The 23,509-nt window shown below is 68.4% G+C and carries 21 protein-coding genes; 11 read left to right on the plus strand and 10 right to left on the minus strand.

Annotation, left to right across the window (positions count from 1 at the left end; all coding sequences use genetic code 11):
• Window positions 1–6 precede the first annotated feature (6 nt).
• Both AC1HFW_RS29660 and AC1HFW_RS29665 read left to right on the plus strand, forming a co-directional pair.
• Window positions 7–987: an ABC transporter ATP-binding protein gene (locus tag AC1HFW_RS29660; RefSeq protein ID WP_006393133.1), complete on the plus strand. Its 981-nt coding sequence runs from the start codon at window positions 7–9 to the stop codon at window positions 985–987.
• Window positions 984–1,979, plus strand: a complete 996-nt coding sequence (locus tag AC1HFW_RS29665) for an ABC transporter ATP-binding protein (RefSeq protein WP_479286224.1) — start codon at window positions 984–986, stop codon at window positions 1,977–1,979. Before AC1HFW_RS29660 ends, AC1HFW_RS29665 begins: the two co-directional genes overlap by 4 nt.
• A gap of 486 nt (window positions 1,980–2,465) precedes the next feature.
• Here AC1HFW_RS29665 and AC1HFW_RS29670 read toward each other — a convergent pair whose 3' ends face one another.
• Both AC1HFW_RS29670 and AC1HFW_RS29675 read right to left on the minus strand, forming a co-directional pair.
• The gene (locus AC1HFW_RS29670; RefSeq protein WP_479286226.1) at window positions 2,466–2,987 is read right to left on the minus strand and encodes a hypothetical protein; all 522 of its coding nucleotides are present in this window, start codon (window positions 2,985–2,987) and stop codon (window positions 2,466–2,468) included.
• 129 nt (window positions 2,988–3,116) lie between these two features.
• Window positions 3,117–3,905 (minus strand): AraC family transcriptional regulator, encoded by a 789-nt coding sequence (locus AC1HFW_RS29675; protein WP_479286227.1) that lies wholly within the window; start codon window positions 3,903–3,905, stop codon window positions 3,117–3,119.
• A gap of 98 nt (window positions 3,906–4,003) precedes the next feature.
• On the opposite strand from AC1HFW_RS29675, the gene AC1HFW_RS29680 reads away from it, so the two are divergent.
• Window positions 4,004–4,930, plus strand: coding sequence for a DMT family transporter (locus AC1HFW_RS29680; protein ID WP_479286229.1), 927 nt, complete (start codon window positions 4,004–4,006; stop codon window positions 4,928–4,930).
• A gap of 31 nt (window positions 4,931–4,961) precedes the next feature.
• On the opposite strand, the gene AC1HFW_RS29685 is transcribed toward AC1HFW_RS29680, so the two are convergent.
• Window positions 4,962–5,780: an AAC(3) family N-acetyltransferase gene (locus tag AC1HFW_RS29685; protein WP_479286231.1), complete on the minus strand. Its 819-nt coding sequence runs from the start codon at window positions 5,778–5,780 to the stop codon at window positions 4,962–4,964.
• Window positions 5,781–5,931: 151 nt separating this feature from the next.
• Here AC1HFW_RS29685 and ettA point away from each other — a divergent pair, with 151 nt between their 5' ends.
• The 3 genes from ettA to AC1HFW_RS29700 all read left to right on the plus strand — a co-directional run bounded on the left by ettA (window position 5,932) and on the right by AC1HFW_RS29700 (window position 8,902).
• Window positions 5,932–7,605 (plus strand): energy-dependent translational throttle protein EttA, encoded by a 1,674-nt coding sequence (gene ettA, locus AC1HFW_RS29690; protein ID WP_241068407.1) that lies wholly within the window; start codon window positions 5,932–5,934, stop codon window positions 7,603–7,605.
• 348 nt (window positions 7,606–7,953) lie between these two features.
• Window positions 7,954–8,487: an isochorismatase family protein gene (locus AC1HFW_RS29695; protein WP_241068406.1), complete on the plus strand. Its 534-nt coding sequence runs from the start codon at window positions 7,954–7,956 to the stop codon at window positions 8,485–8,487.
• A gap of 190 nt (window positions 8,488–8,677) precedes the next feature.
• On the plus strand, window positions 8,678–8,902 hold the full coding sequence (locus AC1HFW_RS29700) for a glycine zipper 2TM domain-containing protein (protein WP_006388976.1): 225 nt from the start codon (window positions 8,678–8,680) through the stop codon (window positions 8,900–8,902).
• A 133-nt stretch (window positions 8,903–9,035) separates the two neighbouring features.
• Here AC1HFW_RS29700 and minE read toward each other — a convergent pair whose 3' ends face one another.
• The 4 genes from minE to AC1HFW_RS29720 all read right to left on the minus strand — a co-directional run bounded on the left by minE (window position 9,036) and on the right by AC1HFW_RS29720 (window position 12,023).
• Entirely contained in the window at window positions 9,036–9,293 is a 258-nt protein-coding gene (minE, locus tag AC1HFW_RS29705; RefSeq protein ID WP_006393143.1) for a cell division topological specificity factor MinE, read from the minus strand.
• Between the two features lie 3 nt (window positions 9,294–9,296).
• Complete coding sequence (gene minD, locus AC1HFW_RS29710) at window positions 9,297–10,112, minus strand: septum site-determining protein MinD (protein WP_035361266.1); 816 nt, start codon at window positions 10,110–10,112, stop codon at window positions 9,297–9,299.
• 168 nt (window positions 10,113–10,280) lie between these two features.
• Window positions 10,281–11,201 carry a septum site-determining protein MinC gene (minC, locus tag AC1HFW_RS29715; protein ID WP_479286234.1) on the minus strand — a complete coding sequence of 307 codons (921 nt, stop codon included), beginning with the start codon at window positions 11,199–11,201 and terminating at the stop codon, window positions 10,281–10,283.
• 90 nt (window positions 11,202–11,291) lie between these two features.
• Window positions 11,292–12,023, minus strand: a complete 732-nt coding sequence (locus AC1HFW_RS29720) for an IclR family transcriptional regulator (protein WP_479286236.1) — start codon at window positions 12,021–12,023, stop codon at window positions 11,292–11,294.
• 103 nt (window positions 12,024–12,126) lie between these two features.
• Here AC1HFW_RS29720 and AC1HFW_RS29725 point away from each other — a divergent pair, with 103 nt between their 5' ends.
• The 3 genes from AC1HFW_RS29725 to AC1HFW_RS29735 are packed head-to-tail and all read left to right on the plus strand — an operon-like array spanning window position 12,127 to window position 15,333.
• Window positions 12,127–13,053, plus strand: coding sequence for a hydroxymethylglutaryl-CoA lyase (locus AC1HFW_RS29725; RefSeq protein ID WP_116520622.1), 927 nt, complete (start codon window positions 12,127–12,129; stop codon window positions 13,051–13,053).
• A complete protein-coding gene (locus AC1HFW_RS29730; protein WP_238892074.1) occupies window positions 13,050–14,288 on the plus strand; it encodes a CaiB/BaiF CoA transferase family protein in 1,239 nt (412 codons plus the stop codon). The genes AC1HFW_RS29725 and AC1HFW_RS29730 overlap by 4 nt, the downstream gene beginning before the upstream one ends.
• A 52-nt stretch (window positions 14,289–14,340) precedes the next feature.
• Entirely contained in the window at window positions 14,341–15,333 is a 993-nt protein-coding gene (locus AC1HFW_RS29735) for a Bug family tripartite tricarboxylate transporter substrate binding protein (RefSeq protein ID WP_479286238.1), read from the plus strand.
• 442 nt (window positions 15,334–15,775) lie between these two features.
• On the opposite strand, the gene AC1HFW_RS29740 is transcribed toward AC1HFW_RS29735, so the two are convergent.
• Window positions 15,776–17,542 carry a glutamine--tRNA ligase/YqeY domain fusion protein gene (locus tag AC1HFW_RS29740; RefSeq protein WP_479286239.1) on the minus strand — a complete coding sequence of 589 codons (1,767 nt, stop codon included), beginning with the start codon at window positions 17,540–17,542 and terminating at the stop codon, window positions 15,776–15,778.
• A 136-nt stretch (window positions 17,543–17,678) separates the two neighbouring features.
• On the opposite strand from AC1HFW_RS29740, the gene AC1HFW_RS29745 reads away from it, so the two are divergent.
• Both AC1HFW_RS29745 and AC1HFW_RS29750 read left to right on the plus strand, forming a co-directional pair.
• A complete protein-coding gene (locus AC1HFW_RS29745) occupies window positions 17,679–19,022 on the plus strand; it encodes a cytochrome ubiquinol oxidase subunit I (protein ID WP_479286241.1) in 1,344 nt (447 codons plus the stop codon).
• The gene (locus tag AC1HFW_RS29750; RefSeq protein ID WP_006393152.1) at window positions 19,019–20,074 is read left to right on the plus strand and encodes a cytochrome d ubiquinol oxidase subunit II; all 1,056 of its coding nucleotides are present in this window, start codon (window positions 19,019–19,021) and stop codon (window positions 20,072–20,074) included. Before AC1HFW_RS29745 ends, AC1HFW_RS29750 begins: the two co-directional genes overlap by 4 nt.
• A gap of 71 nt (window positions 20,075–20,145) precedes the next feature.
• On the opposite strand, the gene recQ is transcribed toward AC1HFW_RS29750, so the two are convergent.
• Window positions 20,146–21,975: a DNA helicase RecQ gene (gene recQ, locus AC1HFW_RS29755; RefSeq protein WP_479286244.1), complete on the minus strand. Its 1,830-nt coding sequence runs from the start codon at window positions 21,973–21,975 to the stop codon at window positions 20,146–20,148.
• Window positions 21,976–22,069: 94 nt separating this feature from the next.
• A complete protein-coding gene (locus tag AC1HFW_RS29760; RefSeq protein WP_431194609.1) occupies window positions 22,070–23,377 on the minus strand; it encodes a fimbrial protein in 1,308 nt (435 codons plus the stop codon).
• Window positions 23,378–23,509: the final 132 nt, after the last annotated feature.

Raw genomic sequence — 23,509 nt, forward strand, 5'->3', positions numbered from 1 at the left:
ATACCCATGAGCGCATTACTTGAAGTCCGCAATCTGCGCGTCGAGTTTCCGACGCGCCGCGGCACGCTACGCGCCCTGGACGACGTGTCCTTTTCGATCCAGGCGGGCGAAGTCCTGGGCGTGGTGGGGGAATCGGGCGCCGGCAAGTCGCTGACCGGCGCGTCGATCATCGGCCTGCTGGAGCCGCCCGGCCGCATCGCGGCCGGCGAGATCCTGCTGGCGGGCCGGCGCATCGACAACCTGCCCGACGAGCAGATGCGCCGCGTGCGCGGCCGCGAGATCGGGGCGGTGTTCCAGGACCCGCTGACCTCCTTGAATCCGCTTTACACGGTGGGCCGGCAACTGGCTGAGACCATCGTGACGCACCTGGACATGAGCTGGTCGCAGGCGCGCAACCGCGCGGTCGAGCTGCTGGCGGCCACCGGCATCCCGGCGGCGCGCGAGCGCATCGACCATTACCCGCACCAGTTCTCGGGCGGCATGCGGCAGCGCGTGGTGATCGCGCTGGCGCTGGCGGCCGAGCCCAAGCTGGTGGTGGCGGATGAGCCGACCACGGCGCTGGACGTGTCGATCCAGGCGCAGATCATCGAGCTGCTCAAGCGCCTGTGCCGAGAACAGGGCACGGCGGTGATGCTGATCACGCACGACATGGGCGTGATCGCGGAAACGGCGGACCGGGTGGCAGTGATGTACGCGGGGCGGGTGGCCGAGATCGGGCCCGTGCGCGACGTCATCCACCAGCCGCGCCATCCGTACACGACGGGGCTGATGGGGTCGATCCCGTCGTTGCAGGGACATTCCGAGCGGTTGGTGCAGATCGACGGCAGCATGCCGCGGCTGAACGCGATTCCGCCGGGCTGTGCCTTCAATCCGCGCTGCGGCCGGCGCCTGCCGCGTTGCGGCCAGGACCGGCCGGAACTGATGCCGGCGGGCACGTCCCGCGCGGCCTGTTGGTTGCATGAAAACGAAGTCGAGGTGGCAACATGAGCACGCCGTTGGTGGAAGTGAAAGACGCGGCGCGCTGGTTCGATGTGTCGCCGCCCTGGCTGGAACGCAAGCTGGCGGGCAAGCCGCGGGTGATGCTGCGAGCGGTGGACGGGGTGTCGTTCGAGATCAAGCGCGGCGAGACGCTGGCGCTGGTGGGCGAGTCGGGCTGCGGCAAGTCGACGGTGGCGCGCATGCTGGTGGGGCTGTATGGCCTGACGCGTGGCGACATCCGTTTCGACGGCCAGCCGCTGTCGCGCATGTCGGAGCCGGGCGGGCGCGAGCTGCGCAAGCGGCTGCAGATGATCTTCCAGGATCCGTACGCGAGCCTGAATCCGCGCTGGCGTGTCGGCCGCATCATTGCCGAGCCGATGCTGACGCACACGAAGATGACGCCGGCCGAGCGCACGGCGCGGGTCGGCGAGCTGCTCAGGCAGGTGGGGCTGGACCCGGCCGACCAGAGCCGCTATCCGCACCAGTTCTCGGGCGGGCAGCGCCAGCGCATTTCGATCGCGCGGGCGCTGGCGGTGAATCCGGAGTTCCTGGTGTGCGACGAGCCGACGTCGGCGCTGGATGTGTCGGTGCAGGCGCAGGTGCTGAACCTGATGAAGGATCTGCAGCGCGAGCTGGGGCTGACCTATCTGTTCATTTCGCACAATCTGGCGGTGGTGCATCACGTGGCCGATCGGGTCGGGGTGATGTACCTGGGGCGGATGGTGGAGGTGGCGCCGCGCGATGAGCTGTTCGCGCGGCCGCGGCATCCGTATACGCGGATGTTGCTGGAGGCGATTCCGGATATCGACGGGACAGGGAAGCCGCGCACGGCGGTGGCGGGGGAAGTGCCGAATCCGTTGAATCCGCCGTCGGGGTGTACGTTTCATCCTCGGTGTCCGCATGCGAATGAGCGGTGTAAGGTGGAGGCGCCTGTGGGGAGGATGGCGGGAGTGGCGGTTGTGGCTTGCCATGCGGTGGAAGAAGGGCGGATTGCGGTTTGATTTCAGTGGTGGCGGTTGGTTGAGTTCTTGAGGCGTCTGTCGCGGCGCGGGGCGGGGGGCGCGGGGCTACGATTGCGGTCCGGAGCCTTCGCTCCGGACTGCCCCTTCCTCATCTTCGTCCAGGCCTTCGGCCTTCCCTTCAGATTCCGTCGGGCGCATCTACACGCCCCGCGCCCCCCGCCCCGCGCCGCGACAGACTCGCATCGGTGGCTCATGACGGGCGCTGGGGGGAGTGGTGTGCTTGGCGTTTTTGCCGGCACTGTCGTGGGGGGAGAGGGTCTTGCGGGGCTGCTGCAACGGGGCCGCGCTGGCGGCCCGTTGCAGCGTCTGGGGGGGGGGGCGTTGAGGCGGTGCTGGCTTGCCCGCTGGCCGGTTTTTCGGCGGGGCGGTGTTGTGGGGGAGTGGTTTTGGAGAAGGGCTTCTTTTGGGAAGCCCTTTTTGCTTGGTGGCGGGCGGCTCAATGGGGCGTGCCGCCTGTCTTCTGGTTCAGTGGCGGTGGCCGGGGTCGTTGGGGTCGTGGGGGTGGTCGGGGGCGTCGTCTTCGTCGTCCTCGTCTTCTTCCTCGTCTTCCTCATCCGGATCGGGTAGGGGTTCTTCCGTCAGGGCGAAGGGGAGGACGTCTTCCAGGGTGTCGGACCAGGCGGACTCTTCGCCGTCGTGGTCTAGCTTGATGAAGCGTTCGCCTTCGTTCAGGGAGATCTGGATGGCCCAGAGGTAGAGGCAGTCGTAGGTGTCGTCGCCGGTGGGGGGCAGGCCGCCGCGGTTGCCGAGGAGGCGGGCGCCGGGGCCGCCCAGCTGGACGTGGGTCTGCTCTTCGTCGGGCTCGGCGTTTTCGTCGATGGGCACGCCGTAGGTGACCCATTCGGTGCCTTCGTCGCCCAGCACGACTTCGGCCAGGACGGGCTTGCCCAGGTAGGCGCTGAGGGCGTCTGCGGTCTTGGCCAGCATGTCGAGTTCGGTCGCGCTGAAGTGGGTCAGGGAAGGCGGGGGCGTGGCTGAGGCGGACATGGGGGTTCCTGGCGCGATGATGCCGCGGGGACGGCGTTACGAAAAAACAGACACTATTGTCTCGCGATCACGCCAGGCTTGCATCGGGCGCTTGGATGACGATGCATCGGCGCGCGTCACGGCGGGGGTTCAGGCCGGCGCGGCGGCGCGTTTGCGGGCGCTGTCGGGGGATTGGCCGGTCAGGCGCTGGAACATGGCGATGAAGGCGGACGGGGTGCTGTAGCCGAGTTCGCGCGCCACGGTTTGCACCGGATGGCCGGCATCGAGCATCTCCAGGGCGCTGACCACGCGCAGGCGCTGGCGCCATTCGTTGAAGGGCATGCCCAGGTGCTGCTGGCAGTGGCGCAGCAGGGTGCGTTCGGTGATGCCGGCGGTGGCGGCCCAGTGGGCCGCGCCGCGCTTGTCGCCGGGCTGGCGCTGCAGGGCCGCGAGGATCGGCGCCAGCGTCGCGTCGCGGGTGGATGGCAGGTAGCTGGCGTAGGCGCGGGCCACGCGGATCTGGTCGATCACGACCTGCGCCAGGCGCCGGTCTTCGGGCGTATCCGGATAGGCGATGCCGCGCCGTTCGAAGTCGGCCAGCACGGCCCGCATGACCGGGCTGATCTCCAGCGTGCAGGGCGTGGCGGGCAGGGTGGCGCAGGCGGCGGCGGGCACGTCGATACAGGCGTAGTGCACTTCGGCCTGGTTCTGGCAGCAATGCGAAACCTGCGGCGGGATCCAGATGGCGTAGTGGGGCGGCGACAGGTAGGTCGTGTCCTCGATGCCGATTTCCATGATGCCCGAGAGGGCGAAATTCAATTCGCCCCAGGGCGAGCGATGGCGCTGGATGCTGGATTTCGGCAGGAAATGCAGGATGCGGCAGGCCAGGGGATAGGGCCTGCCGGGGCCGAGGTCGGGAGGGGATGCGCCGGGATCCATGTCCGAAGTTCGCGTCGAATTGTCGGTTTTTCATTATATACAGCGAGTCGGACAGATCCTACACTGGCCGCTTGTTTTCCATGCCTGGCTGTATTTCCATGACGCGCGCAGATTCTCCCGCCACCCCGGCCCGCTACCTGATGTTCCCGCTGCTGGCGGCGCTGATCTGGTCGGTCAACATGATCGTGACCAAGATGGCGGCCGGCCTGATTTCGCCTGCCGTCATCGGCTTCTATCGCTGGACGCTGGCGGGCGTGCTGCTGACGCCGTTCGCGCTGCCGGGCCTGTGGCGCCAGCGCCACCTGGTGTGGCCCTATCTGCCCAAGTTCGCGGTGCTGGGCGGGCTGGGCATGGCGCTGTACCAGGGCCTGGCCTACGTCGCGGCCGGCAGCACGACGGCGACCAACATGGGCATCATCACGGCCATGATCCCGCTGCTGACGATCGCGGTGGGGGCGCTGGTGCTGCGCGAGCGGCCATCGGCGCTGGCGCTGCTGGGCGGCCTGCTGTCGCTGGCGGGCCTGGCGCTGCTGATCGGCGAGGGCGATCCGACCCGGCTGCTGTCGGTGGGCGCCAACCATGGCGACGTGCTGATGGGCGTGGCCGCGCTGGCCTACGCGCTCTACGGCGTGCTGCTGCGCCGTTGGGGCCTGCCCGTCGGGCCGTGGGTGTCGCTGTACGTGCAGGTGGCGTTCGGCGTGCTGTTCCAGCTGCCGGGGTTCCTGATGGCGCCGGCCTCGCCGATCAATGGCGACAACCTGCCGCTGGTGCTCTATGCGGGGGTGTTCCCGTCGCTGTTCGCGCCGTTCCTGTGGATGCAGGGCGTGCGGCACCTGGGGCCGAACCGCGCCAGCGTGTTCCTGAACCTGATGCCGGTGGGCACGGTGGCGATCGCGGCGGTGTTCCTGGATGAAAAGCCGCATCTGTTCCACATCGTCGGCGGCGCAATGGCGCTGGCCGGGGTGATGCTGGCGCAGATGCGGGCGCCGTTCGCCGGCTGGCGGCGCGCCCGGGCCGCCTCGTAGGCCATCGGCGGCCGGTCGAGCGCGGGCTGGATCAGGTCGGCACGGGCTGTCCTTGCCAGCGCAGCAGCGCATGCGCCACCGCGTGCCGGGCGGACACCCGCAAGCCGTGGCCGGCGCCGAGCGCGAACCGCGTGGCCAGGCCCTGCTCCAGCAACGATTGGCCCACGGGCAGGAAGTGGTCGGCATCGAGCAAGGCGGGCTGCGTATAGCGCTTCCAGACGCGTCGGCCGTTTTCCATGATGGGCGAGGCTTCGGCATGGCGTGGCCGTTCGGGCCAGGCGCGTTGTTCGGCCAGATGCAGCATGGTGCAGACGTCGAAGCCGACGCCCAGCAGCAGGATGTCGGCATCGGCGCGCAGCAATCCCGCCAGGGGCGAGGTTTCGCCGAGGGGATCTTCCAGCGCGTGGCCGGCGGTGATGGCCGCGGCGCCGGCGCCGACGGCCGCGAACGAACAGGTGGGATGCTGGCTGCGGACGGCGCCGGGCCAGGTGCGGAACAGCTCCGCCACCGCGCCCATGCCGCGCGTGGGCGTCGTCGCGGGATCGTAGGCCGGCGTGTGCGCGCGCAGGGTGTCCAGCCAGGCGGCGGGCACCGGCGGCGCCTGCCACTGCGCCGGGTCGGTCAGGTCGGAGGAATGCGCGGGCATCACCACCAGGCCGCCGGGGCCGACGCCGTCCAGCAAGGCCTGGATCAGCGCCACCGGACCGCCCGCGATCCAGCCCAGCGCGCGCAGCGAGGTATGCACCAGCACGGTGGCGCCGGGCCGCAGGCCGCCCTCGCGCAATTGCGCGGCAAGGCTGTCGCGGGTGGCGGGAAACGGCGTACGGGCCAGCAGATCGGCTTCGGTCATCGGGGGCGGGCAGGGCGCCGCGAGGGCGTCACGGAATGGACACAAGCCGTAAATATAGCCTCGCCCGCCGCGGGCGGACGCCGCCCGCACGCTGGTCGAGGTTCCGGCCTACAATCAACGATTCATCAGCTTTCTTACCCTATACGAGCCCATGGCCCAATACGTCTACACCATGAACCGCGTCGGCAAGATCGTGCCGCCCAAGCGGCAGATCCTGCGTGACATCTCGCTTTCGTTTTTTCCTGGCGCCAAAATCGGCGTGCTGGGCCTGAACGGCTCGGGCAAGTCGACGCTGCTGAAGATCATGGCCGGCGTGGACCGCGAGATCGAGGGCGAAGCCATCCCCATGCCGGGCCTGAACATCGGCTACCTGCCGCAGGAACCGCAGCTCAACCCCGAGCACACGGTGCGCCAGGCGGTTGAGGAAGGCCTGGGCGCGGTGGTCACCGCCAAGAAGCGCCTGGACGAGGTCTACGCCGCCTACGCCGAACCGGACGCCGACTTCGACGCGCTGGCCGCCGAGCAGGCCGAGCTGGAAGCCATCATCGCGGCCGCCGCCTCCAGCGGCGCCGACGACATCGAGCACCAGATGGAAATCGCCGCCGACGCGCTGCGCCTGCCGCCCTGGGATGCCGTCGTCGGCAACCTGTCCGGCGGTGAAAAGCGCCGCGTGGCGCTGTGCCGCCTGCTGCTGTCCAAGCCCGACATGCTGCTGCTGGACGAACCCACCAACCACCTGGATGCCGAAAGCGTCGAGTGGCTCGAACAATTCCTGCACAAGTTCCCGGGCACCGTCGTGGGCGTGACCCACGATCGCTACTTCCTGGACAACGCCGCCGAGTGGATCCTCGAACTGGACCGCGGCTACGGCATTCCCTGGAAGGGCAACTACAGCTCGTGGCTGGAACAGAAGGAAGACCGCCTCAAGCAGGAAGAGTCGTCCGAATCGGCCCGCCAGAAGACCATCAAGAAGGAACTGGAGTGGGTGCGCCAGAACCCGAAGGGCCGCCAGGCCAAGGCCAAGGCGCGCCTGGCCCGCTTCGAGGAACTGTCGTCCTACGAATACCAGAAGCGCAACGAAACCCAGGAAATCTTCATTCCGGTGGGCGAGCGCCTGGGCAACGAGGTCATCGAATTCAACAACGTCAGCAAGGCCTACGGCGACCGCCTGCTGATCGACAACCTCAGCTTCAAGATTCCGGCCGGCGCCATCGTCGGCATCATCGGCGCCAACGGCGCCGGCAAGTCGACGCTGTTCCGCATGATCGCGGGCCGCGAGCAACCGGATTCGGGCGAAGTGAAGATCGGCCAGACCGTCAAGCTGGCCTACGTCGACCAGTCGCGCGACGCGCTCGAAGACAAGAAGACCGTGTTCGACGCGGTCGCCGACGGCGCCGACTTGCTGACCGTGGGCAAGTTCGAAATGTCCTCGCGCGCCTACCTGGGCCGCTTCAACTTCAAGGGCGGCGACCAGAACAAGGTGGTCGGCCAGCTGTCGGGCGGCGAACGCGGCCGCCTGCACATGGCCAAGACGCTGATCGCCGGCGGCAACGTGCTGCTGCTGGACGAACCGTCCAACGACCTCGACGTCGAAACGCTGCGCGCGCTGGAAGACGCGCTGCTGGAGTTCCCCGGCAGCGTCATGGTCATCAGCCACGATCGCTGGTTCCTGGACCGTATCGCCACGCACATCCTGGCGTTCGAAGGCGACTCGCAAGTGGTGTTCTTCGACGGCAACTACCAGGAATACGAAGCCGACAAGAAACGCCGCCTGGGCGAAGAGGGCGCCAAGCCCAAGCGCCTGCGTTACAAGGCATTGAAGTAAGCTGGCCTGACTGGCAGTCCGAAAATCCCGGCCATTGCGTGCCGGGATTTTTTTTCGATGCTAGCTTCCGCCTCTGATACATCAGCTTCGAAGGGCTGCGAGATGCGTATTACGTTCATGCTGGAAGATGGCTTGCTCGAACAAGCGCGTTCATACACGGGAATTCATGACGTCTCCACGCTGACGCGACAAGCCCTCGTGCAACTGGTGAGACGGGAAGCCGGCAGACGCCTGGCCAGGTCGGCTGGTGAACTACCCGCGATATCATTAGGCGATGTGGCACCGCGCAGGCGCTGGCCTGTCGATGCGGTTCGATCAAGCCGTCCCCAAGATTCCAGGAGTCCCCCCATGCTGCTGCAAGCCTCCGATTCCACGCTGCTCATCGTCGACATGCAGGGCCGCCTGATGCCCGTGATCCACGACGGCGACGCGGTGGTTGCCGCCAACGCCAAGCTGGCGCAGGCGGCGCGGCTGCTGGAGGTGCCGGTGGTCGCCACCGAGCATCACAGCAAGATGCTGGGCGTCACGGTGGCGCCGCTCGCCGAACTGGTGCAGTCCACGTTCCAGAAGATGCATTTCTCCGCGGCGCGCGAGCGCGGCTTCGATGCGTGGCTGCCCGCGGCGCGCAAGACGGTGCTGGTGACCGGCTGCGAGGCCCACATCTGCGTGTTGCAGACCGTTATCGGTCTGACCGAACTGGGTTACAAGGCGGTGCTGGTGGCCGACGCGGCGGGCTCGCGCAAGCCGTCCGACCACCATGCCGCGCTGCGCCGCGCGCGCGCCCACGGCGCCGAGATCGTGACCTCGGAAATGGTCATTTTCGAGTGGATGGAAACGTGCGAGCACGCGCGCTTCCGCGACGTGTTACGTCTGGTCAAATAGCGCCCCGTTCCAGCAACACTGTCCCTGGGAAGCGCAAGGATTCCCTCGCCGTTTGACACAATTCCTGGGCAAACTTCACAGTGCGGGACGGGATATTTTGCGATCCTGAAGGCTCTAAACCCACAAGGGGCATCGTGCGCTCGCGTCTGGATCTTGGTGCGACCCCGGGGACAAGAACAGGAGCCTCATCATGAAAATCGCATCTCTTTCCAAAATCTGTGTCGCTGTTGCCATGGCCGCCGCCATGGCGGGTTGCTCGTCGTGGGATAGCATGAGCCATCGCCAGAAAAGCACGGTTGGCGGTGCGGCGCTCGGCGGTGTGGCGGGTGCCGTCATCACCAACGGCGGCATCCTCGGCACGGTGGGCGGCGCTGCCATCGGCGGCGTCATCGGCGATCAGGTGGGCAAGCACTAAGCCGCGGACCAGGCGGTCGCCAGCGCATGCTGGCGTGCCGCGCCCAAATGCGAAAACGCCCGGCATCGCCGGGCGTTTTTTTGCGTGCATCGCGCGCGGATCCGGCGCCGGCCAGCGGCGCGCGGAACACGCATCAGGACTCGCTTTGCGGCATCTCGATCTTCACTTCCAGCACTTCGAGGGTGTCCTGGCGTTCCAGGTGCACCTTGATATCCTCGGGGTTGATCTTCACGTATTTGGAAATCACCGCGATGAGTTCCTGCTGCAACTGCGGCAGGTAGTCGGGCGAGTCGCCACGGCCCCGCTCGTGGGCCAGGATGATCTGCAACCGTTCCTTGGCGACGGAAGCGGATGTTTTCTTTTGACCAAGCAGAAACGACAGGAAGGACATTGCTTACTTGCCTCCGAACAGGCGTTTCAGGAAACCCGGCTTTTCGTAGTCGGTAAAGCGCAGGGCCTTGTCTTCGCCCAGGTAGCGGGCCACGACGTCCTTGTAGGCCTCGGACACGTCGGTATCTTTCAGGTGGATGGCCGGCAGGCCCTGGTTCGACGCCTGCAGCACGGCTTCGGACTCGGGGATGACGCCGATCAGCTTGATGCGCAGGATGTCCTCGATGTCGCCCAGCGACAGCATTTCGCCGTCGACCACGCGCTTGGGGTTGTAGCGCGTCAGCAGCAGGAATTCCTTGACCGGGTCGCCGCCTTCGACGGCCCGCTTGGACTTGGCCGCCAGGATGCCCAGGATGCGGTCGGAGTCGCGCACCGACGAGACTTCGGGGTTGGTCACGACCAGCGCGTCGTCGGCGAAATAGGCCGCCATCAGCGCGCCCGTCTCGATGCCGGCGGGCGAATCGCAGACGATGTAGTCGAAGCCCATTTCCTTCAGGTCGTTGATGACCTTTTCCACGCCTTCCTGCGTCAGCGCGTCTTTGTCGCGCGTTTGCGAGGCGGGCAGGATGAACAGGTTTTCAAGCTGCTTGTCCTTGATCAGCGCCTGGTTGAGCGTGGCTTCGCCCTGGATCACATTGACGAAGTCGTACACCACGCGACGCTCGCAGCCCATGATGAGGTCGAGATTACGCAGGCCGACGTCGAAGTCGATGACAGCGGTCTTGTGGCCCCGCATCGCGAGGCCCGCGGAAAAACTGGCGCTCGTCGTGGTCTTGCCCACGCCGCCTTTGCCGGAAGTCACCACAACAATGCGTGTCATGACGATCAAACCCTTATGTTCGAATAAATCGCGTTATCGTAAAGCAAAAAGCCCGTGTAAGGCTTCTTACAGAATGTGTTGAACGGGCACTGCCCGTTCGAGGCAAACAGAGTCTTTCGATGCAAGACCGTTCCGAGGTCGGCGCGATCTTGCGAATGGCGGGCCGTCTCAGGCCTTCAGGGCCTCGATGCGCAAGGTGTCGCCATCCAGGCGCACCAGCGCGGGCTGGTTGTGCAGCGAGCGGTCGAGCTTGTCCTCGACCACGCGATACACGCCGGCCACGGCCAGCAGCTCGGCATCCAGATGCGTGGTGAAGATGCGCGCCGAGGTGTCGCCGCGCGCGCCGGCCATGGCCTTGCCGCGCAGCGGTCCGTACACGTGCACGTTGCCGTCGGCGATGACTTCGGCTCCCTGGCTGACCATGCCGATCACGACCAGGTCGGTGTGGCGCGCGTAGACGCGCTGGCCGGAGCGCAGCGGGCGGGTGATGACCAGGGCCGACGACGATTGCGGCGCGGCGGGCGTCGGGCTGGCGGCCGACGTGGTGCTGGCGGCGGCGCGCTCGGGCAGCGGTTCGGTGGCGGGCTTGGCGGCGGTCGTGTCCGCGGGTTTCCCGGGGGCCTTGTCGGCGGCGTTGTCGACGGGGGCTTCAGCGGCCGGTGCGTCGGCGGTCGGCGTGGGCGCGGGGGCGATCTCGACGGCGGCGGCCGGCACCGACGGCACCGGCGTGGCGACGTCGTTGGGCGGGGCGGTGTCGACCACGGGCGCGGGGCGCGCGGCGGGGGTGGACAGCTCCACCGGCGTCAGGCCGGCGGCGCGGGCCGCGGCCAGGTTGGCGCCTTCGGCCACCACGCCGATGGGGGGCAGGTTGTGCCCGCGCAAGGCGGCGACCAGCGCGGCCCAGTCGATGGTTTCCTCGACGCGGCTGGCGTCGATCACCACGGGCTCATTCTCGAAGAAGCTGCCGGCGTCGGCCATGCGCTTGGCCAGCGCGGCGTTCAGGCGTTCCGGGTCGGCGCTGTGCAGCACCACCCGGATGGCATACAGGGTGGCGCTCTTGAAGTCCAGGGCTAGGGATTCAGTGTTCATCTTGATTGGGGCTGGCGGTTCGGGGCGCCTGGAAGGGGCGCGCGCAACCGGCTGCGGAATGTCGGGCATGATAACCCGCCCGGGCCCCGTTCAATCGTTCGGCCAAGGGTAAAAACCCCCCAGGTTGCGGGTCGCTTCGGCCGCGGCGGCCACCACCAGCGTCGCATGCTCGCGTTGCAGCCGCGGCGTCGGCATGGTCAGCGTGACGGCGCCGGCCAGGGCGCCCGTTTCATTGAAGACCGGCGCCGAGATGCCGGACAGCTCGGGCATGCGGTCGCCCTCCAGCACCACCACGCCGCTTTGGCGGATGGTCTCGTACGGCTCGCCGGCCGCGCCGGCGAAGGCCATCAGCACGCGGCCGCCCGCGCCCCGTTCCAGCGGCAGCAGGTCGCCGGCCTTGATGTGGTCGCGCACCGGCTGCGGCGAGTCCACCCGGTACAGGCACAGGCGATGGTCGCCCTGGCGCACGTGGAACGCGGCGCTTTCACGGGTGACGCGGGTCAGTTCCCGCAGCACCGGCATCACCACCCCTTCCAGCGAGAACGACGCCGCATACACGGCGTGCAGCCGCGCGATTTCCGCGCCCAGCGCGTATTGGCCGTCCGCGGTGCGCTGCACCAGGCGGCCGTGTTCCAGCGAGGCCAGCAGGCGCAGCACGGTGCTCTTGTAGAGCTGGGTGCGTTCGGCCAGTTCCGCCAGGGACAGCGAGGCGTCGCCCGCGCGGAAGGCGGACAGCACCGACAGCGCGCGATCGACCGCGGCGGCGCCGCCAGGGGCGGCGTGCTGGTCGGCGAGGGAGGGCTGGCTGGCTTTTCTGGGCATGGCGAAACGGCCTTTCGGGCAGGCAGGGTTGACACCCGGAATCCGGATGGGGAATAATTTATAGAACGTCGTTCTATCTTATAGAACGCTAAGGAGAAAGTCAATGCCCCAGATTCTAGTCAGCGAGGTCGGCCCCCGGGATGGGCTGCAGAGCATCGCCGCCGTCATGTCCACGCCCGCCAAGCTGCGCTGGATCGGCGCGCTGGTGGCGGCCGGCCTGCGCGAAATCGAGGTCTGCTCGTTCGTGCCGCCCAAGCTGCTGCCGCAGATGGCCGATGCCGCCGACGTGGTGGCGGGCGCGCGCCAGCTGCCCGGCCTGCACGTCGCGGCACTGGCGCCGAACCTGCGCGGCGCGCAGGCCGCCTTCGAGGCCGGCGCGGCCAAGGTCACGCTGCCGGTGTCGGTCAGCGAGGCCCACTCCCTGGCCAACGTGCGCAAGACCCACGCGCAGATGCGGGACGAAGTCGCGGCGGTGGTGGCGCTGCGCGACGCCAGCTATCCCGCTGTGAAGCTGGAAGCCGGGTTGTCCACCGCCTTCGGCTGCACCCTGGCCGGCCAGGTGCCGGAAGCCGACACGCTGCGCATGGCCGTGGCCATGGCGCAACTGGGCGTCGACGAGGTGGGCCTGTCTGACACCACCGGCTATGCCAATCCGGCCCAGGTCGGGCGCCTGTTCAAGGCGTTGCGCGCCGAGCTCGGCGCGCGCGCCGGCGGCGCCCATTTCCACAACACCCGCGGCCAGGGGCTGGCCAACGTGGTGGCGGCGCTGGAGGTCGGCGTCGACACCTTCGACGCCAGCCAGGGCGGCCTGGGCGGCTGTCCCTACGCGCCCGGCGCCACCGGCAACATCGTCACCGAGGACCTGGTGTTCCTGCTCGAATCGATGGGCCTGGATACCGGCATCGACGTCGACGCCCTGATGGCCGCCCGCGTCGCGCTGCGCGACGGACTGCCGGGCGAACCGCTGTATGGCCACGTGCCCGACGCGGGCCTGCCCAAGGGCTTCACCTACGCGCGGGAGGCCGCATGAATCCGAACGCGCAACACCAGACTGGCGCCGAGCCGGCCCTGCCGCTGGCGGGTATCCGGGTGGTCGAGTTCACCCACATGGTGATGGGCCCCACCTGCGGCATGATGCTGGCCGACCTGGGCGCCGAGGTCATCAAGATCGAACCGGTGCAGGGTGACAACACGCGCCGCCTGAAAGGCTCGGGCGCGGGCTTCTTCACCATGTTCAACCGCAACAAGAAGAGCCTGCCGGTCAACCTGCAGGATCCGCGCGGCATCGAACTGGTGCTCAAGCTGATCGCCACCGCCGACATCGTCAGCGAGAACTTCAAGGCCGGCACCATGGCGCGCCTGGGGCTGGACTACGCCACGCTGTCGAAGCTGAACGAGCGCCTGATCTACGTGTCGCACAAGGGCTTCCTGCCCGGTCCCTATCAGCACCGCACCGCGCTCGACGAGGTGGTGCAGATGATGGGCGGCCTGGCCTACATGACCGGCCCCGAAGGCCGGCCGCTGCGCGCGGGCGCGGCCGTCAACGACATCATGGGCGGCATGTTCGGCGCCATGGGCGCCATGGCCGCGCTGCTCGAACGCCAGCGCACCGGCCGCGGCCAGGAAGTGCAGAGCGCGCTGTTCGAGAACAACGTGTTCCTGGTCGGCCACCACATGATGCAGTACGCCGTCACCGGCAAGCCCGCCGCGCCCATGCCCAGCCGCATCTCGGCGTGGGCGGTGTACGACGTCTTCACCGTCAAGGACGGCGAGCAGATCTTCCTGGCGGTGGTGTCCGACACCCAGTGGAAGCTGTTCTGCGAAGCCTTCGGTTTCGCCGACCTGGCGGCGGACGCGCGCCTGGCGGGCAACAACGACCGCGTCGAGGCCCGCAACTGGCTGATGCCGATCCTGCGCGAACGCCTGGCGTCGCAGCCGGCCGCCGCCATCGCCGCGCGCTTCGAGGCCCAGGGCCTGCCCTATGCGCCCATCGCCAAGCCGCAGGACCTGTTCGACGATCCGCACCTGGCCGCCACCGGCGGCCTGGCCGACGTCGTCCTGCCGCAGGACGGGGCGGGCAGCGGCGCTAGCGCGCACGCCAAGGTGCCGCTGCTGCCCATCACGCTGGGCGGCCGCCGCCCCGGCGTGCGTATCGATCCCCCGGCACTGGGCGCGCATGGCGCCCAGCTGCTGGAAACCCTGGGGCTGAGCGCGACGCAGATCGCGGCCCTGACCGAAGCAGGCGTCGTGGGGCCTGTGAACTAACCCTGTCGGCCCCCGGCCGTCCCGCTACGTATTCCCCTCTGGAGACAACCTCATGCATGCCCTCTCGCGCCTCTTGCCGCGCCGCCTGGCCGCGGCCGCGATCGCCGTCGCCACCCTGGCCGGCGCCGCGCCCGCCATCGCCGCCTATCCCGAACGCCCCATCAACCTGGTCGTGCCGATGCCGCCGGGCGGCGGCACCGACGTCGTCAGCCGCCTGTTGGCCGAGCGCCTGGGCGTGGCCACCGGCTGGAACCTGGTGGTGCAGAACAAGCCCGGCGCCACCGGCAACATCGGCATGGACTACGTGGCCCGCGCCCAGCCCGACGGCTACACCGTCGGCATGGGCCAGGCCGCCAACCTGGCGATCAACCCCGCGCTGTATCCGAAGATGCCGTTCGACCCGAAAAAGGACTTCACCCTGGTCGGCCTGATCGCCGCCCAGCCGGTGGTCCTGGTGGTGCGCGCCGACTCGCCCTACAAGACCCTGGCCGACCTGGTCGCCGACGCCAGGAAAAAACCCGCCGCCACGCTGCGCCTGGCCTCCGCCGGCAACGGCACCATCGGCCACATGTCCGGCGTCATGCTCGCGCGCCGCGCCGGCATCGAGTTCCTGCACGTCCCCTACAAAGGCGCCGGCCCCGCCGTCACCGACCTGGTAGGCGGCCAGACCGACCTCTACTTCATCACCCCGCAAACCGCCTTCCCGCTGATCGCCGCCGACAAGCTGCGCGCCCTGGCCGTCACCTCCACCGCCCGCCTCGCCGCGCTGCCCAACGTCCCCACTGTCGCCGAGTCCGGCTACCCCGGCTTCGAAGCCTCCGCCTGGACCGGCCTGGTCGGCCCCGCCGGCATGTCCCCCGACATGGTCAACCAACTCAACGCCCGCGTGCAGGCCGTCCTGAAAGAGCCGGCCGTCATCAAGCGCCTGGAAGACGAAGGCAGCCAACCCCTGGGCGGCACCCCCGCCGACTTCGAGGCCTACATGAAAAGTGAAACCGCCAAATGGGCCGAGGTAGTAAAAGCCGCCAACATCAAACTGGACTGAAAGAGAGGCGAGGGGGGCGTCCCCACCACGCCCCAAACAAGCCCTCACGCCCCCTGCGCGCAGCGTCCACCGCCCCGACGCCAGACACCACGTAAGCCAAAATCGGCCGCCCGCGCGGCCGATTTTGGCGGGCCCCGCAAATCTCTCCAGAACCCTGGACCCAGCCCGGCTTCAACGCTCGATTCCGGTAGCGTCTCGCGCGGTGGGGCTGGGGAGGGCGCAACCTCGATGCGCCCGAGGGAATCTGAAGGAAAGGCCGCAGGCCTGGACGAAGATGACGACGGGGCAGTCCGGAGCGAACGCTCCGGACCGCAATCGTGGGCGCGCCCTCCCCAGCCCCACCGCGCGAGGCGCGGCCTACGAAGCCCACAACCTCGCTGCGACAAAAAAAGCGCCCGAAGGCGCTTTTTCCAATGCAGACCGCAAAAGGGCAAAAAACCCTTTACCCCTGCCCCCAAGAATCCCGCAACGTCACCACCCGATTCAGCACAGGCTTCTCCACGGTCGACTCCTTCAAGTCAGCCGTGAAATACCCCAGCCGCTCGAACTGCCACGTCGCCCCCGGCGAAGCCACCGTGCCCGGCTCCAGCCACGCCGTCACCGTCTGCTTCGAATTCGGATTCAGGCAGGCCAGGAAATCCTTGTCGCCGCCATCCGGCCGCGGATCCGCGAACAGGCGGTCGTACAGGTGGATCTGCGCCGGCACCGCGTGCGCCGCGCTGACCCAGGTGATATTGCCCTTGACCTTGACGCTGTCCGCGCCCGGCGTGCCGCTGCGCGTCTCCGGCAGGTACTCGGCCTGCACCTCGACCACCTCGCCCGCCTCGTTCTTGGTGAAGCCCGTGCAGCGCACCACATAGCCGTACTTCAGGCGCACCAGGTTGCCCGGGAACAGGCGGAAATACTTCTTCGGCGCTTCCTCGCGGAAGTCATCGCGCTCGATCCACAACTCGCGCGACAGCGGGAACTCGCGCACGCCGGCTTCCGGATCGTGCGGATTGCGCGGCGCCGTGCAGACCTCGGTCTGGCCTTCCGGATAGTTGGTGATGACCAGCTTGAGCGGGTCCAGCACCGCCACCGAACGCGGCGCGATCGGGTCCAGGTCGTCGCGCACGGCCTGCTCCAGCAGGCTGTAGTCGATGCGCGAATCCGACTTCGACACCGCCGTGCGGTCGCAGAACAGGCGGATCGAGGCCGGCGTGTAGCCGCGGCGGCGCAGGCCGAAAATGGTCGGCATGCGCGGATCGTCCCAGCCGTCCACGTGGCCTTCGCGCACCAGCTGCAGCAGCTTGCGCTTGCTGGTGACCACGTAGCTCACGTTCAGGCGCGAGAACTCATACTGGTGCGGCAGCGGCCGGGCCAGCTTGCCCAGTTCGGCCAGGCGTTCCAGGATCCAGTCGTAGAACGGCCGCTGGTCTTCGAACTCCAGCGTGCAGACGCTGTGCGTGATGCCTTCCAGCGCGTCTTCCACCGGGTGCGCCCAGCTGTACATCGGGTAGATGCACCACTGGTTGCCGGTACGGTGGTGGGTGGCGTGGCGCACGCGGTACATGACCGGGTCGCGCAGGTTGATGTTGGGCGACGCCATGTTGATCTTGGCGCGCAGCACCAGGCTGCCGTCCGGGTGCTTGCCGTCGCGCATCTCGCGCAGCAGCGTGATCGACTCGGCGGCCGGGCGGTTGCGCCAGGGTGAGTCGGTGCCGGGTTCGGTCAGGGTGCCGCGGTTGGCGCGGATCTCGTCGGGGCTCTGCTCGTCGACGTAGGCGTGGCCGGCCTCGACCAGCGCTTCGGCGAACTCGTACATATAGCCGAAGTAGTCGCTGGCGAAATACAGGTTCTCGCGGCCGTCGGCCTTCCAGTCGAAGCCCAGCCAGTGCACGGCCTCGATGATGGCGTCGACGTATTCCTGGTCTTCTTTCTCGGGGTTGGTGTCGTCGAAGCGCAGGTGACAGACACCGCCGAAATCACGGGCCAGGCCGAAGTTCACGCAGATGCTCTTGGCGTGGCCGATGTGCAGGTAGCCGTTGGGCTCCGGCGGAAAACGGGTGCGGATCCTGGCCGGGTCGGGTTCGCCCTGCTGCTGCACGGAGGCCGGCCCAGGCTTGCCCGCCCAACGCTTGCCCTGGAAGCGGTTGGCTTGCAGGTCGTCTTCGACGATGTTGAGCAGGAAATTGGATGCGGCGGGGGTCGGCGTCGTGGCGGAGGTCATTCTTGAAAGAATAGGAAAAAGCAGCGACAAAGCGTCAATTTTGCCACGTTCCCGTGACGAGCCATTTTTGGCCCGCTGCAAGCGGTTTCAAACTGGCCCCCATTGTCATGTAACTGGCTCTACACTACGGGCCATCATGGATATCTCCACCCTTTCCCTGGCCCGCGCGCAATTCGTGGCCAGCCTGAGCTTCCTGGCGCTGTTCCTGGCCGTGGCGCTGGCGCTGGCGTGGGTCCTGCTGTTCTTCAAGATACGCGCCCGCGTCTCGGGGCAGGGCGGCTGGACCGCCGCCTACCGCTTCTGGGTCCGCATCTTCGCCCTGTCGTTCGTGCTGACGCTGGCCGCCTGCGTGCCGGTGCTGATCCAGCTGGGCAGCCTGTGGGCCGGCCTGATGGACAAGATCGGCAACGTCGCCGGGCCGCTGCTGGGCTACGGCATCCTGTCGGTCTTCATCCTCAAGTCGTGTTTCCTGGGCGTCATGCTGTTCGGCCAGCGCCGCGTGTCCGACGGCGCCCACACCCTGGCGGTGCTGATGGTGGCCGTGGGGCAGCTGGTGGCGCTGTTCTGGGTGCTGGCGCTGCAATCTTGGATGCAGACGCCGGATGGCGCCGTGCTGGTCGACGGCCGCTACCAGGTCTACGACTGGGCGGCGGTGGTGCTGAACCCCTCGGTCGGCTGGCGCATGGCCGTGGTGGTGGTGGGCTCGGCCCTGGCCGCCGCGTTCCTGATGATGGGCGTGACCGCTTTGCAGGCGCTGCGCCGTCCGCTGGATGACGGCGAGCGCTGCACCTTCAAGACCGGCCTGGCGATTGCCGCGCTGGCTTCCGTGCTGCAACTGCCGGTGGCCTCGGGCGCCGGCCAGATGGTGGCGCAGTACCAGCCCGCCAAGGCCGCCGCCGCCGCCGGCTACTGGGAAAGCGGCACCGAGCCGCGCCTGGTGCTGTTTGGCTGGCCCGACGCCCGCGCCCACGTCAACGTGGCCGACTGGACCTGGAACAACGCCGGCGGCATGTGGCTGCACCGCAATGAAGACGGCACCTACCAGGGGCTGGACAAGTATTCGGGCATGCTGCCGCCGGTGGCGCTGACCTTCTGGTCGCTGCGGGTGGCGGCGGGGCTGGGCCTGTTGATGCTGGCCGTGTCCTGGGTCACGGTATTGATGACCTGGCGCCGTGGCCTGGATGTCGCGGTGGTGTCGCAATGGTGGCAGCGCGTGCTGTGCGGCATGATGTTCTCCGGCGGCATCGCCGTCGTGGCGGCCTGGTGGGTGTCCGTCATCGGCCTGCAGCCCTTCGTCGTCAACGGCACGATCACCCAGACCGAGGTGCTGGGCCCCATGTCTTCCAGCACCGTGCTGTACGGCCTGGTCGGCTACGGCCTGCTGTACGCGCTGCTGCTGGCGGCCTTCGCCGGCATGCTGTTCCATGCGGCCCGCTACGGCGTGGTGCCGGTGCGCAAGCTGGGCGGGGGGACGCCATGATCGCCATGCTCGCCGCCTCGCAGGGGCTGAGCCCCGACGATCCTTCGTTCTGGATGCCGCTGGCGTTCATGGGCCTGCTGTTCGTGGTCATCGCCGCCGGCGTGGTGCTGGACGGCTTCGACCTGGGCGTGGGCATCCTGCTGCAGCTGGCGCCCGAGCAGGAACGCGGCCGCATGATGAGCCTGCTGAGCCCCTGGCGCGACGCCAACGAATTCTGGCTGCTGCTGGGCATGGGGCTGTTCGCCTCGGCCTTTCCGTTCGCCTGGGGCGCGGTGCTGGGCAAGCTCTACGGACCGCTCACCTTCATGGTGCTGGGGGTGGTGCTGCGCAGCGTCTCCTTCGAATTCCGCATCCGCGCCCGCAACGAGGCCAAGCCGCGCTGGATCTTCGCCTTCTGGGCCGGTTCGCTGATGACCGCTTTCGGCCAGGGCATGCTGCTCGGGCGCATCGCCACCGGCTACCAATCCGACGCCGGCTATGGCTGGTTCGCGCTGTTCGTCGGCCTGTGCGCCGTGGCCGCCTATGTGCTGCTGGGCGCGTCGTGGCTGGTGATGCGGGTCGACGGCGAGCTGCAGCGCCGCGCCGCCAACTGGGCGCGCCACGCGATCCGCTGGACCGCGGTCGGCATGGTCGCCATCGCCGTCACGCTGGGCCTGGCCAACGCCGGCATCTTCTACAAATGGAGCAACATCGCCCACCTGAGCCTCGCGGCCACGGTATGGGTGCTGATGCTGGCGGGCTTCGTCGCCGCCGAAATGCTGCTGGCCCGCCTGCCGGGCCGCGCCGACCGCTTCAGCTGGTTGCCGTTCGTGCTGTGCGTGGCGCTGTTCCTGCTGATGCTGAGCGGCCTGGCCTACAGCCTGTTCCCCTACCTGATCCTGGACGACATGACGCTGTGGGACGGCGCCGGCGCGCTGGGTTCGATGCGGCTGGTGATGGCCGGCGCGGTGGTGGGGATTCCGGTGGTGCTGGTGTTCAACATCCTGGCCTACCGCTCGGTGTTCGGCAGGGAGCGCGCGCCTGTGCCGCTGTTGCCGCCGCCGTCGCCCTGACGGCAATGCGGGCGCCTTAAGGGCGCCCGCCGGATCGGCCGCCACCAGGGCGGCCACAATGGCGCCGGCCGCTACAGCACCGGCCGCGCCACCCGCTGCAGGATCTCTTCGCCGTAGGCTTCCAGCTTGCGCGCGCCGACGCCGCTGATGTGGCTGAGCGCATCCATCGACTCGGGCTGGGCCAGCGCGATCTCGCGCAGCGTGGCGTCATGGAAGATGACGTAGGCCGGCACGCCGTGGCTCTTGGCCACTTCGCCGCGCCAGGCGCGCAGCGCCTCGAACACCGGTTGCAGTTCGGCGGGCAGGTCGATCGCCGCGGCCTTGGCGCGGGTGCCGCCGGTCTTGCCGGAGCGCGTCTTCTTTTCGGATTCGCGCCGCAGCATCAGCTGGCGCTCGCCCTTGAGCACGGCGCGGCTGCCCTCGGTCAGGGCCAGGGTGCCGTAGCCTTCGTTGTCGACGGTCAGCAGGCCCTGCGCCAGCAACTGGCGCAGCACGCCGCGCCAGGCCGTGTCGCTGAGGTCTTCGCCCACGCCGAACACGCTCAGGGTTTCGTGGCCGTGCTGCTTGGTGCGGTCGGTGATCTTGCCGCGCAGGATATCGATGATGTGGCCGGCGCCATAGCGCTGGCCGCGTTCCTTCCAGAGCCGGTACACGGCCGACAGCACCTTCTGCGCGGCCACGGTGCCGTCCCAGGCCTGGGGCGGGTCGAGACAGACGTCGCAATTGCCGCAGGCGGTGATGTGCTGGCCGAAGTACGCCAGCAGCCGCACGCGGCGGCATTCCACGGTTTCGCACAGGCCCAGCATGGCGTCCAGCTGCTGGCCGAGGCGGCGGCGGTAGGCGTCGTCGCCGGGGGATTCGTCGATCATGCGGCGCTGCTGCACCACGTCCTGCAGGCCATAGGCCAGCCAGGCGGTGGCGGGCAGGCCGTCGCGGCCGGCGCGGCCGGTTTCCTGGTAGTAGCCCTCGACCGACTTGGGCAGGTCGATGTGGGCCACGAACCGCACGTCGGGCTTGTCGATGCCCATGCCGAAGGCGATGGTGGCGACCATGACCACGCCGTCCTCGCGCAGGAAGCGCGCCTGGTTGGCGGCCCGCACCTGGGGGCTGAGCCCGGCGTGGTACGGCATGGCGTCGATGCCCTGGTTGCACAGGAATTCGGCGGTTTCCTCGACCCGCGCCCGCGACAGCGCGTAGACCACGCCGGATTCGCCTTCGTGCTCGGTGCGGATCATTTCCAGCAGCTGCTTGCGCACCTCGTTCTTCTCGACGATGCGGTAGCGGATGTTGGGGCGGTCGAAACTGGAGACGAAGTGGTGCGCGTCGGTCAGCGACAGGCGCTGGGCGATCTCGGTGCGGGTTTCGGCGGTGGCGGTGGCGGTGAGCGCGATGCGCGGCACGTCCGGCCAGCGCTCGTGCAGCATCGACAGGCCCAGGTATTCCGGCCGGAAATCGTGCCCCCATTGCGAGACGCAGTGGGCTTCGTCGATGGCGAACAGGGCGATGTTGCCGCGTTCCAGCAATTGCAGGCAGCGGTCGGTCAGCAGGCGCTCGGGCGCCACGTACAGCAGGTCGAGTTCGCCGGCCAGGAAGGCCTGCTCGACGTCGCGGGCCACGCGCCATTCCTGGGTCGAATTCAGGAAGGCGGCGCGCACGCCGAGTTCGGTCAGCGCGTCGACCTGATCCTGCATCAGCGCGATCAGGGGCGACACGACGATGCCGGTGCCTTCACGCACCAGCGACGGGATCTGATAGCAGAGCGACTTGCCGCCGCCGGTGGGCATCAGGACCAGCGCGTCGCCGCCGTCGATGACTTGCTGGACGATGGCTTGCTGGTCGCCGCGGAAGGATTCGTAACCGAAAACGCGCTGCAGGACGCCGAGGGCGCGCGCGTCAGACATGGGGGTAGGCCGAGAGCATCATGGCGGGGATTTTAAGCCGCAAATCCGGCCGCCCGGGCGCGGGTGGCTATTTCCGTCCGCCGGGCGACCCGCATCACCAGCTCAGCCACGTGCCGCGCATGAAGGTGTCCACCGGCATGCTGAGGTTGGCGCGCCACTCGTAATTGCCGGAAATGATGTCGCGGTCGGCGCCCACCGCCAGCTTGACCTTGGGCGCCACGAACATGCTGTGGGACAGGCCGACGCGCTGTTCGGCCAGCACCGAGCCTTCGTGCAGCCCCGAATAGGTGCCGCTGAGCGTGCCCCAGCCGCTGATCGGCACGCCGGCCGACAGGGTGTTGCGGGTCTGCGGCGCCGCGGCCACGCCGCCGGAATAGGTGGACAGGTCGCCGAAGCCGGCGCCGATCTGTTCGTTGGTGTAGCCCAGGTTGACCGCGTCGGCCACGTCCACGTTGTAGCCGAAGCGATAGCGCCAGGCGCTGGCGGCGTCGAACGAGCTCTGGGTGGCGCCGGCCTGGAAGGTGCCGTAGTCGCCGGCGGAATAGGTGGTGCCCATGCCGCGCGTGGTCAGCGCCGGCGCGCTCTGCATCTGGCCCTCCAGCGTCAGCACCGGCGTCAGCCCGTAGCGCACGGTGCTGTTGCCGACCGAGGCGCCGTAGTCGACCGCCCCGGAAGTGGCGGTCGGATCCATGCGGTTGAGCCGGCCCAGCGACGAGGAATAGCCGAAGCTGCCTTCCGCCAGCGGCGCCGTGGTGCTCTGCAGGTTGGAGATCTGCAGTCCGCCGACCGGCGCGCTGCTGCCCCACGTCGGGGCGTTGGCGTTGATGTTGCCCACCGAGAACGACGGACCGGTCGTGTTGCGGTAGACCCAGTTGCGGTCGCCGCCGTAGCGCAGGCCGTCCTGGCCGCTGACCGAGGAAAACCAGGGACGGGTGGGCCGCGACACGCCGGAGATCACGACCACGGGCACGCGCGGGATGTCGCCGCTTTCGAGGCCGAACGCGTATTCGGGCGTATCGGACGGATCGGCGGCCGCCTGGGGCGGGGTGCAACCCAGCGGCCCGGCGCTGGCGTCGCCGGACAGGGTCGAGCCCGTCCCCGGTATGACTTCCGTGTCGCTGCCGCCCGTCACGCTGGTGTCCATCGCCGGTTCCGCCGTCTGCATGTCGCAGGGCGTGGGGTCGAGCGGCACCGCGCGCGATTCCATCGACGGCGCGGGCCGCACCGGCACCGGCTGCACCGGAGCCAGCACGCCGATGCCGCGCGCCACGTAGGCCGGGGCCGGCGAAGGGGAGAGGGGGGCTGCGGGCGTGCCGCCGAACGCCGGCGCCAACGGGCTGGCCAAGCCTGCCGTCAACGCCGTGTACAGCAGCCGTCTGCGCCAGGATGCAGGGGCGGGCATAACGACAGTGTAGAAAGGGGACGTTGCCGCAGCTGTAAACGATTTTTAGTAAACCGGACCAGCGTATGCGGGCAATGGCATTTATTTTAGGGCCAGTCCGCCCCGCACGGCCATGCCGACGCGAAAGGGCCG

This window comes from Achromobacter sp. ISS7 (genome assembly GCF_056523125.1).

Coding starts and splice junctions, on each gene's coding strand:
- AC1HFW_RS29725 (WP_116520622.1), top strand. CDS start 12,127: ATGCCCCAGATTCTAGTCAGCGAGGTCGGCCCCCGGGATGGGCTGCAG.
- AC1HFW_RS29700 (WP_006388976.1), top strand. CDS start 8,678: ATGAAAATCGCATCTCTTTCCAAAATCTGTGTCGCTGTTGCCATGGCC.
- minC (WP_479286234.1), bottom strand. CDS start 11,201: ATGAACACTGAATCCCTAGCCCTGGACTTCAAGAGCGCCACCCTGTAT.
- ettA (WP_241068407.1), top strand. CDS start 5,932: ATGGCCCAATACGTCTACACCATGAACCGCGTCGGCAAGATCGTGCCG.
- minD (WP_035361266.1), bottom strand. CDS start 10,112: ATGACACGCATTGTTGTGGTGACTTCCGGCAAAGGCGGCGTGGGCAAG.
- recQ (WP_479286244.1), bottom strand. CDS start 21,975: ATGTCTGACGCGCGCGCCCTCGGCGTCCTGCAGCGCGTTTTCGGTTAC.
- AC1HFW_RS29665 (WP_479286224.1), top strand. CDS start 984: ATGAGCACGCCGTTGGTGGAAGTGAAAGACGCGGCGCGCTGGTTCGAT.
- AC1HFW_RS29745 (WP_479286241.1), top strand. CDS start 17,679: ATGGATATCTCCACCCTTTCCCTGGCCCGCGCGCAATTCGTGGCCAGC.
- AC1HFW_RS29660 (WP_006393133.1), top strand. CDS start 7: ATGAGCGCATTACTTGAAGTCCGCAATCTGCGCGTCGAGTTTCCGACG.
- AC1HFW_RS29685 (WP_479286231.1), bottom strand. CDS start 5,780: ATGACCGAAGCCGATCTGCTGGCCCGTACGCCGTTTCCCGCCACCCGC.
- AC1HFW_RS29740 (WP_479286239.1), bottom strand. CDS start 17,542: ATGACCTCCGCCACGACGCCGACCCCCGCCGCATCCAATTTCCTGCTC.
- AC1HFW_RS29730 (WP_238892074.1), top strand. CDS start 13,050: ATGAATCCGAACGCGCAACACCAGACTGGCGCCGAGCCGGCCCTGCCG.
- AC1HFW_RS29760 (WP_431194609.1), bottom strand. CDS start 23,377: ATGCCCGCCCCTGCATCCTGGCGCAGACGGCTGCTGTACACGGCGTTG.
- AC1HFW_RS29695 (WP_241068406.1), top strand. CDS start 7,954: ATGCTGCTGCAAGCCTCCGATTCCACGCTGCTCATCGTCGACATGCAG.
- AC1HFW_RS29735 (WP_479286238.1), top strand. CDS start 14,341: ATGCATGCCCTCTCGCGCCTCTTGCCGCGCCGCCTGGCCGCGGCCGCG.
- AC1HFW_RS29670 (WP_479286226.1), bottom strand. CDS start 2,987: ATGTCCGCCTCAGCCACGCCCCCGCCTTCCCTGACCCACTTCAGCGCG.
- minE (WP_006393143.1), bottom strand. CDS start 9,293: ATGTCCTTCCTGTCGTTTCTGCTTGGTCAAAAGAAAACATCCGCTTCC.
- AC1HFW_RS29720 (WP_479286236.1), bottom strand. CDS start 12,023: ATGCCCAGAAAAGCCAGCCAGCCCTCCCTCGCCGACCAGCACGCCGCC.
- AC1HFW_RS29680 (WP_479286229.1), top strand. CDS start 4,004: ATGACGCGCGCAGATTCTCCCGCCACCCCGGCCCGCTACCTGATGTTC.
- AC1HFW_RS29750 (WP_006393152.1), top strand. CDS start 19,019: ATGATCGCCATGCTCGCCGCCTCGCAGGGGCTGAGCCCCGACGATCCT.
- AC1HFW_RS29675 (WP_479286227.1), bottom strand. CDS start 3,905: ATGGATCCCGGCGCATCCCCTCCCGACCTCGGCCCCGGCAGGCCCTAT.